Consider the following 9,048-nt stretch of genomic DNA (forward strand, 5'->3'; position numbering starts at 1 on the left):
GTTAAAATCCTACTATGACAAATGAATCTAATACTCAATCAGGCGCCGTCCGTATACCCCCTCATAGTCTTGATGCGGAGAAGTCTGTCCTCGGCTCTATAATGCTTGATAGTGAAGCTATGCACGATGTGGCTGATCTTCTCTCGGAAGAAGATTTCTATCACGAGAAGAATAAGATAATTTATAGGACAATGTTTGAACTTTTTCAGAATCATGATCCGATAGATTTTTTATTCGTATCCAACCGTCTTAAAGAGCAAAAAGTACTGGATGAAATAGGAGGAAATGGCTACCTGACAGATCTCGTTAATTCTGTACCGTCCGCTTCAAATGCCAAGTACTATGCCGAAATAGTTCATAGGAAAAGAATTCTCCGAGACCTTATCGGCGCTTCCCATCATATATCAGGACTTGGTTATGATGAAAATGAAGATATTGATATCTTGCTTGATCAAGCCGAGAAGAAGATTTTTGATATATCTCAGACTTCAAACAGTAAAAATTTTGTATCTATAAAAGATGCTCTTGATGAAGCATGGGAAAGGATTGATAAACTGCATAAGTCTAAAGACGAAATCCGCGGAATACCTACTGGTTTCCGCGACCTTGATAATCTTCTTGCCGGTTTTCAAAAATCAGACCTTATCATTCTTGCCGCCAGGCCTTCTCATGGTAAAACATCTCTTGCCTTAGACTTAGCAAGAGGCGTAGCTATAAAGCACAATATCCCTGTCGGAATATTCTCTCTTGAGATGAGTGTTGGGCAATTAGCCGATCGTATGCTTGCTTCTGAAGCGCATGTAGATTCTTGGAAACTAAGGACAGGACGCATCACAAGCGAAGATGAATTCATAAGGATACGGGATGCTATGGACAGGCTTTCCAAGGCTCCAATCTTCATAGATGATGACGCCTCAAATAATATTATAAAGATGAGATCTTCTGCAAGGAGAATTCAAAGTCAGCATGGCTTGGGACTTATCATTGTAGATTATCTCCAACTGATGTCCCCTCGCAAACATACCGACTCTATGGTCCAGCAGATTACTGAGATATCCCGCTCCCTTAAACAGCTTGCTCGCGAGCTTGATGTGCCCGTCCTTGCCCTTTCTCAACTCTCAAGGTCTGTAGAACAGCGCGGAGGAGTGCCCCGTCTCTCTGACTTGCGTGATTCAGGCTCAATAGAACAAGACGCCGATGTCGTGATGTTTATCTATCGTGAAGATAAATACAGAGAGACCGAGAAGAAAAATATAGCCCAGATTATGATTGAAAAGCATAGAAACGGCCCGACTGGAAGTGTAGAATTATATTTTAATGAGCAGAAAGTAAGTTTCTCAACAATAGAGAAAGGCGATTTCGGCAGTATATAAAAATAATGTCTCAAAATATATTAGAAAAAATAGCGGAATATTTTCTAAAATTTCCGGGTATCGGCCCAAAACAAGCGCGCAGGTTTGCTTACTTTCTATCTGCGACTGATGAGAAATTCGTTAAAGAGCTCTCAACACTTTTACTGAATTTAAAAAAAAGCGTCAAGAAATGCTCGGAATGCTTTCGTTTTTTTGAACATAAAGAAGACACTGCGGATATATGCAAAATTTGCGCTGACTCATCAAGAGACAATTCATTACTTCTTGTAGTAGAGAAAGATGTGGATTTTGAAAATATAGAGAGGGCGCATATCTACAATGGCCTCTACTTTATCCTAGGCGGAATTATCCCGCTTGCTGAAGCAGAACCTACTTCTAAAATACACGCCAAGGAATTGTTTAATGTAGTGCAGAAGAAAGCTAAACTTCCGGAAGAATCAAATCTGCGCGAAATAATAATAGCTACTAGTGCCACTATTGAAGGAGAAAACACTGTTCAATATATCAAAAAGATACTTGAACCTCTTGCCTCTCGCTTTAATATCAAGATAAGCGTTCTTGGACGAGGACTCTCTACCGGCACAGAACTTGAATATTCAGACTCAAATACTCTCTCAAGCGCCCTTAAAAATAGAGGATAAAATAATAAAAACGGCTCAATTTGAGCCGTTTTTATTATTTTATCTCTCCTATCTTAACTTTAGAGAAGTGCTGTTTGTGCCCTTTCTTTTTCATCTGGCGAGTTTTTGATTTATATCGTATGACAGTTACTTTCTTATTTCTTCCATTTCCTTCGTGAGTGGCTTCTATAGATGCTTTCTCTATAAAAGGCGCGCCGATAGTAATGCCATTGTCGTCGCCCATAAGAAGAACTTCGTTAAAAACAACCTTACTGCCTTTTTCAAGTTCCGGCAATTTCTCCACTTTCAAAACAGACCCTGACTCAACAAGATACTGTTTGCCACCCGTTTTTATAACTGCAAATTTCATATTAGCTTATATCTTATATAATTTACCCGAAAAAGGCAAGCCCATATATTCGTCTGTTACTGCAAAGACACAAAGGGTCATTTTTTTAGGTGATTTTAGGTGAAAATAAAAAGGCGTCGTGATTTCTCACGACGCCTTTAATCAAAAAGATATCTCCATTACTTCTTTTCTTCTACTGTTCTTGTTTTGGAAAATGCATGATTCAGTATGTTTGCCGTAAGGTACGATATGGCGCCTATGGATATGATGAAAAACACATATACAAGTAGCGCCTTGTCGGTCGACAAATGGGCATACGAGCCCATATCCGCGTTACCCCAAGAAAAGAATATGCCTCCCCACCAGCCATATCTCCAATGAAGCTTCTGCCCGAAAATCGTACCTGCCAGTCCTATTACAATAAGGCCGATTACATATCCGGCAGTTGTTGAATATTTGCCTATTGTCAGCCCCACGGCTATTGTAAAGACCACGGAGACGAAAATAGCTCCGTAACACAAGAAAAGATCTTTTTTATTACCTTCTCCTTGTTCAATCAAACTGATCAACAGTATGCCTATAAATGACATCGCAAACATAAGGATAAACTTATACATGCTTTTTTCTTTTATATCAATCTCAGTGCTTTTTTCTCCCCATCCATCTTTCTTGCCGTAAGAGATGATTCTGTCTGTGCGAGTATAACGCGTGTCTACTGGGAAACCGAAATCCCAGTAAGTGTAGTTTCTGTCGCCTTTGACAGTGTACAGAGCAATCTCTCCGTTAAAGAGTTTCAATGATTCCTCTGCAGGTATCCCGTCAGGGACACCGCTTGAAAGGATTCTCTTTTCATACGCCACCAGTACTCCGTCTTCTATCTCTACATATGCATGGCTTTTTTCCAACGCAAAAGACAAAAGAAATGCAACAAGAAGAACCAGCACTAAGATTATCTTTTTCACAGAGATACCCCCTTTTTTTAATTGAGAAGTTTAGTTTTTAAAGGTCTTTATATACTCAGTTTATGTCAACGTGCCACGTTGACATCAGTTGAACAAAGTAATAAATCTCCCGAGATGATACTACACGCACAATGATTAGTCAAATATTTGTCTTGAATTCGCCTCTGAAGTGCAACACTAAGTGTTGCAAATAATTCATAATCCACCTGAAAAAATGCGAGCCTTCGGCGGTAGTGGAATAACGCCTACTCCTCCACATCCGGCTTATCAAGCATCATATTCTCTACCCCCACCGCTTCACCAGATATACGAAGTATATCCTTATCCACTTTCTTGAGTTCTTTACTTGCGGTGTTATAAGCATTTACGCTTGTGGAAAGCGAATTGCCAAGTTTTGCCATATATTGGTCATATTTTGAAAGATGACTCCCCAGTTCGCCTACCCGTTTGATAATATCTTTCGCAGTCTCTTCTATCTGCATAGCCTTAAGCCCTTGCAGGACTGTTTGGAGATAGGCCAGGAATGATGTCGGAGAGACAATAATCACTTTGTACTTGCTTGCCGCGCGCTGGATTAGATTCTCCGTATCGTCCGTCACCATACCAATCTTATTTACGAGTAAGTCATAGTAGATAGCCTCGTGCGGTATAAACATAAAAGCAAACTCCATTGTCCCCTCTCCTGGGCGAATATATTTTCCTGTCTCTTGAATACGCATCTTCAGGTCGTTCATAAATACTTTTTCAAGACGCTCTTTCTCAAGCGGATCACGCGCTTCAACTAGGCGATTATAATTTTCAAGGGAGAATTTTGAGTCAATAGGGATGATTTTATCTTTCACAAACACTACCGCGTCCACTATCTCGCCATTTTTAAAAGGATACTGCATTTGGTAATTTCCCGGCGGAAGCACATTTTTCAAAAGTGTCTCTAAGTAATATTCACCGAGGACTCCTCTTTGCTTTGGATTCTTTAATATGTCTTGCAGGTTCTTAAGCTGGTCGGCAAAGTTTACTACCTGTTTGTTTGTCTCATCAAGCTTTACCAGTCGCTCTGTCACGTCGCGTATTATCTTGGCGCTTTCTCCAAATTGCCTATGGATAGCCTCTGAAGTATTCTTCGTTGACTCGCTAAGTTTGGTATCAAGGGTGCTTCTTATCTCTCGTAGTTGTTCCTGCATCAAAAGCATGCTGCGGTCGTCTTTCTCGTTGGCTCCCATCACTTTTTTAAACGATAAAAACCAAGCGATAAGTCCGCCGATTATAGCGCCTGCCACTAAAGAAATTAATATAAAAAGCAATATATTCATAAGATTATTATAATTTAAACTAAATACTGAGTCGCCAGAAAGACAACGTAAGCCAATATTAACACAAATCCTTCTCTTCTTGAAATAATCGATCGGGAATAAGCGAAGAAATTAAACAAGACGAAACCGATAAAAAGAAAAATGACGGCAATAGTAAATCTAAACTCCGGCACAAAATAGATAGGTCTTATGAGCGCCATCGTGCCAATGATAAAAGTTGCTGTAAAGGCGATACTGCCAAGGGCATTACCAAGAGTCATTGAAGAGTGATCCATAAATGAAGCCTTTATACCAAAAGCCAGTTCTGGCAAAGCTGTTCCCGCTGAAATAAAGATAAGCCCGAAAAAAACGAGGGGTAAATTTATGTTTGTAGCAATTATCTTCCCCGACCACACCAAGAAGAATGAGCTTATCATAAGAAGTAAAATACCTAAGGCAAATTTCCAGAAGTGTTTAAATGTCTTTAATACATTTTCGTGGTTAAATTTAACGCCGTTTAAAATCTTACTGAAATACTCTTTCTCACCCAAGAGCCTAAAGACATATATAAGGAAGGAGAAAATAAGCACCAGTCCATCGCCTCTTGAGATGATTCCGTCTGATACGAGAAGAATAGGCAAGAAGGCCAAGAGAGATATCAGCCAGAAATTCTCTCTAGAAATTTTACTTTCAATTTTTATTTCTTTGGAGAATATGGCTACTGCGCCTATCACTACCATCACATTTATAATATTAGCGCCGATAATATTGCCGAAAGAGAGTTCCGGCGCGCCTTGAACAGTAGATGATATGCCTATAAAAAATTCCGGTATGGAAGTGGCAAAACTCATAAGGATAAAAGCGATAGCGTATTCTGAGAGTCCCATTAGTCTTGAGAGGTATGTGAGAGAGCTTACAAGCATGGAGCCGGAACGCGCTATAAGAAAGAAAGAGCAGAGAAATATTATTATATATATAAGCATATTAAAATTTTATCATAATCCTAAGCGGAAGCCAGTTTGTGTGATTTTAATTTTCGCGGTATTCCAAATATCAAATATTTAGCAATTTCTATAGATATAAGATTGAAAAGTCCAATACCGAGAATAAGCAATAATTCATATCCGGATAGTTTTGTTAGGGAAAGGAGTTTTTGAAGTGGCGGGAAGAATAGTGCTGTAAGTAGAGCGATCGCGCTTGTAAAAAAAGCGAGGACCAAGTATTTGTTTGAGAAAATGTCTATCCGCCATATTGGTGCGCTTAAGTTCTTAAGGGAGAAAGTAAAGAAAATTGAGTCTATAGAAAGTCCGGCAAACATTATCGTCCTCACTTCTTCTATGGGTAAGCCTAAGGATAAAAGTGTCAAATATAAAACCATAAGGAACGGAGCCGTTACCAAAGATATGGTGAAGATAAGTATTTTGATATCCTTGGTGAGTATATTACTGCTTGTTTTGTTAATTACTTGTCTTTGCATAAGACCATCTTCTTTTGGCTCAAACGCGAAAGCGAAATTCATAAATCCTTCTTCTATAATGTTGGTCCACAGTATCTGGACAGGCAATATTGGCAGAGGTAAACCGGCAGACAAAGACACGCCGACAACAATCAATTCGCTAAAGCCGGTTGACAGAAGATATGTAACTATTTTTTTCAAATTACTGACGATTCTCCTTCCCTCCTCTATGGCAGAAACTATGATACTAAAGTTATTATCAAGAAGCACGAGGTCGGAAGCTTCTTTGGCAATCTCTGTACCGGAGCCTAAGGCCACTCCAATATCAGCATTTGAGAGAGCTGGCGCGTCGTTCACTCCGTCTCCTGTCATAGCTACTATCTCGCCATTTTTCTGCAAGGCCTGAGCTATCCTAAGCTTCTGATACGGAAGAACTCGGGCAAACACAGACACTTCTCCTACAAGTTTCCTTAATTCTTTTTCATCTAAATTGTCTATTTCAAAGCCTTCCATTGTTCTGCCAGACTTCGTAATTCCGGCCTCTTCGGCAATTTTCTCAGCTGTCACTTTGTGGTCGCCGGTTACCATTATCGTTCTTATCCCCGCTTCTCTGGCTATTTTTATAGAATCTTTTACATCTACCCTAATAGGATCATGAAAGGCGATGAAGCCAACAAATACAAAGTCGGTGTTTTTAGCTCCACCTTGAGCTTGGGCAGACTTACTCACTTCTTTCATTAGGTCACTACACTCATTAAAATCCTTCCACTTGCCATCTTTATAAGACACGGCGATAAGGCGCATACCCGCATTTGTCTTTTCCGAATAAGCTTTTTCCAATAAATTTTTCTCGGCTTTTGTCATCTTTGAAACCTCGCCGTTGTTGTAGACCATATTTGAAATAGCAAGCACTAGCTCGGGAGAACCTTTGAGGTAGATGCGATTATCGTTACCCTTTGCCTTATTCATTGAAGCGGAAAATCTGTTCTTTGCGTCAAAAGGTATAAAATCAAGCCTCATAGAATCATCAGAAGATGAATCTGACAGATTTCCAGATTCTATCCGTGCCAAAAGGATAGCCCTATCCATCGCTTCACCGCGAACCACCCATTCTTCAAAAACAGCTTTTGGATTCTCTATAAAAGCGTCTCCTGAGAGCATCGCCATCTCAAGTACGTTTTTTTTATCTGAATCTTTAGAATGGATATCTTTTGAATCAGAGAGCGACGAAAATGTGATAATGTCTGAAACTTGCATTTTCGCTTGAGTCAGAGTACCTGTCTTATCTGTTAAAATAATAGTCGCGCTTCCCAAGGTTTCCGCTGCTGATAAGTGCTTAACTAGTCCGCCTTTCGTTAATATCCTCCCCATACTTAAGGCCAATACGACTGTCACAGCTATAGGTAAGCCCTCAGGTATGGCCGCTACAGCTATCGCTACCGAAAGGAGAAACATCTCCGTAAGAGGTTCTCCTTTTAATAAACCGATAGTAAAAATGATCACAAGAGTAAAAAATATAATTACGCTTAACACTCGCGCTAACTTAGAGATATTTTTTTGAAAAGGAGTCTGCACTTCTCCTTCGTTTACCATATCGGCAATCTTGCCTATTTCCGTCTTCATCCCCGTCCTTACCACGACAGCTTTTCCCCAGCCTGAAGCGATAAGAGTGCCTGACCAGAGCATGTTTGTCATTTCTGGTATTCTTATATCAGGGGCTAAGTTCGATTCTTCCTTTTGCACGGATCCCCATTCCCCTGTAAGAGCTGACTCATTAGACTCAAGATTCTTTGATTCTATTATCCTTGCATCAGCCGGTATAATATCGCCTGCTTTTACCAAGATAATATCCCCGGGCACAATTTCGCTTGATGCTATTACCCTCTTTCCTTCATCTCTTAGAACAGTAGCCCATCTTTTCTGAGATGAAGCCAGTTCGGAAAATGTTTTTCCGGCCTTTCCTTCTTGAAATACGCCGATAGATGTGTTGATAACAGCCGCCGCAAATATAACAAAAGAATCGGCAAATTCCCCAAGGATGACGGCTATAATACCGGCAACGATAAGCACTAAAGCAAGAGGACTTTTAATTTGAGACCAAAGAAGCTTTATAAAACGAAATCCTTTCGGCGGTTTAAGCGTGTTACTGCCAAAACTTCTCCTACTTAGATGCACCTGCTCATCACTAAGGCCTTTTTCTATGTCTGTTTCTAATTCTTCTATTATTTTTTTAAGCTCAATAGCTTGCCATTCTTTTTCCTTCGTCATATTGGGGTAATTATAACATAAAGATCAAATCCCCTCCTGGTCGTTATACACAAGCCTTTCAAAAAAGTTCAAAAAGGTCTCACCTTTTTAGGATACGCCTATCAAAAGGTGAGTCCTTTATGTTTTTAATCAAAAAAATCCCGTGGCTTTTAAAAAGCCACGGGATTAAATTCGCTAACTATCTACGACTAACTATCTGTAATCTCATACCAGCCTGAAGCGGACAGGATAAATCCTAATACCCAAGCCGGAGATACAAGGAGTGCAAAGAAGAAAAAACTTAATATATCGAATGGGTTATAAGATACCCATAATGCCGATATATCGTGTCGTAGATACCTAGACTCGTTTTTTAGCCTTTCTTTTAGTCTTCTCATATAATCCTCCTGATATATTGATCATATGTTAATACGAATTATAAGAAAGTGCTCTACTTAAACAATAAAACAAACAAAAGAAAAAGCAAGCTTTTGCATCCTTATTTTGATGACTCTGCGGAGAATCGGCTATTACATAGCCAGGTGATTTTCCATTCTCTCGCCTTTAGGCTCGTTCATAAGGAAAATCCTTTCGATTCTCCGCCGGAAGCCGAGCAGTTGGCTTCCTTAGGTTCAAACTCACTTCGTTCGTTATGATCTAATCATATCCTTTGCGCGAACCTTTTTCGAGAGCTAATCGCACGCTCCGCGTGCGTGGTGGCTTTAGACCAAGGCGTACGCCCCGATTGCGTG

The 9,048-nt window shown here is 39.9% G+C and carries 8 protein-coding genes; 2 read left to right on the forward strand and 6 right to left on the reverse strand.

Annotation, left to right across the window (positions count from 1 at the left end; translation table 11 throughout):
* Nucleotides 1–14: 14 nt before the first annotated feature.
* Together dnaB and NUV40_00760 are read left to right on the forward strand one after the other, a co-directional pair.
* The gene (dnaB, locus tag NUV40_00755) at nt 15–1,373 is read left to right on the forward strand and encodes a replicative DNA helicase (protein ID MCR4342417.1); all 1,359 of its coding nucleotides are present in this window, start codon (nt 15–17) and stop codon (nt 1,371–1,373) included.
* A gap of 5 nt (nt 1,374–1,378) precedes the next feature.
* Nucleotides 1,379–2,014 carry a recombination protein RecR gene (locus NUV40_00760; GenBank protein ID MCR4342418.1) on the forward strand — a complete coding sequence of 212 codons (636 nt, stop codon included), beginning with the start codon at nt 1,379–1,381 and terminating at the stop codon, nt 2,012–2,014.
* Nucleotides 2,015–2,048: 34 nt separating this feature from the next.
* On the opposite strand, the gene rplU is transcribed toward NUV40_00760, so the two are convergent.
* From rplU to NUV40_00790, 6 genes are all read right to left on the reverse strand, one after another.
* Nucleotides 2,049–2,363 carry a 50S ribosomal protein L21 gene (gene rplU / locus NUV40_00765; protein MCR4342419.1) on the reverse strand — a complete coding sequence of 105 codons (315 nt, stop codon included), beginning with the start codon at nt 2,361–2,363 and terminating at the stop codon, nt 2,049–2,051.
* Between the two features lie 158 nt (nt 2,364–2,521).
* Nucleotides 2,522–3,304: a hypothetical protein gene (locus NUV40_00770; protein MCR4342420.1), complete on the reverse strand. Its 783-nt coding sequence runs from the start codon at nt 3,302–3,304 to the stop codon at nt 2,522–2,524.
* Between the two features lie 245 nt (nt 3,305–3,549).
* Nucleotides 3,550–4,614: a DNA recombination protein RmuC gene (locus NUV40_00775; protein ID MCR4342421.1), complete on the reverse strand. Its 1,065-nt coding sequence runs from the start codon at nt 4,612–4,614 to the stop codon at nt 3,550–3,552.
* A 14-nt stretch (nt 4,615–4,628) separates the two neighbouring features.
* A complete protein-coding gene (locus tag NUV40_00780; GenBank protein MCR4342422.1) occupies nt 4,629–5,576 on the reverse strand; it encodes a sodium:calcium antiporter in 948 nt (315 codons plus the stop codon).
* A gap of 20 nt (nt 5,577–5,596) precedes the next feature.
* Nucleotides 5,597–8,317, reverse strand: a complete 2,721-nt coding sequence (locus tag NUV40_00785; protein MCR4342423.1) for a cation-transporting P-type ATPase — start codon at nt 8,315–8,317, stop codon at nt 5,597–5,599.
* A gap of 188 nt (nt 8,318–8,505) precedes the next feature.
* A complete protein-coding gene (locus NUV40_00790; protein MCR4342424.1) occupies nt 8,506–8,694 on the reverse strand; it encodes a hypothetical protein in 189 nt (62 codons plus the stop codon).
* Between the last annotated feature and the right edge of the window lie 354 nt (nt 8,695–9,048).

This window comes from Patescibacteria group bacterium, assembly GCA_024654625.1.
GTDB lineage: Bacteria > Patescibacteriota > Minisyncoccia.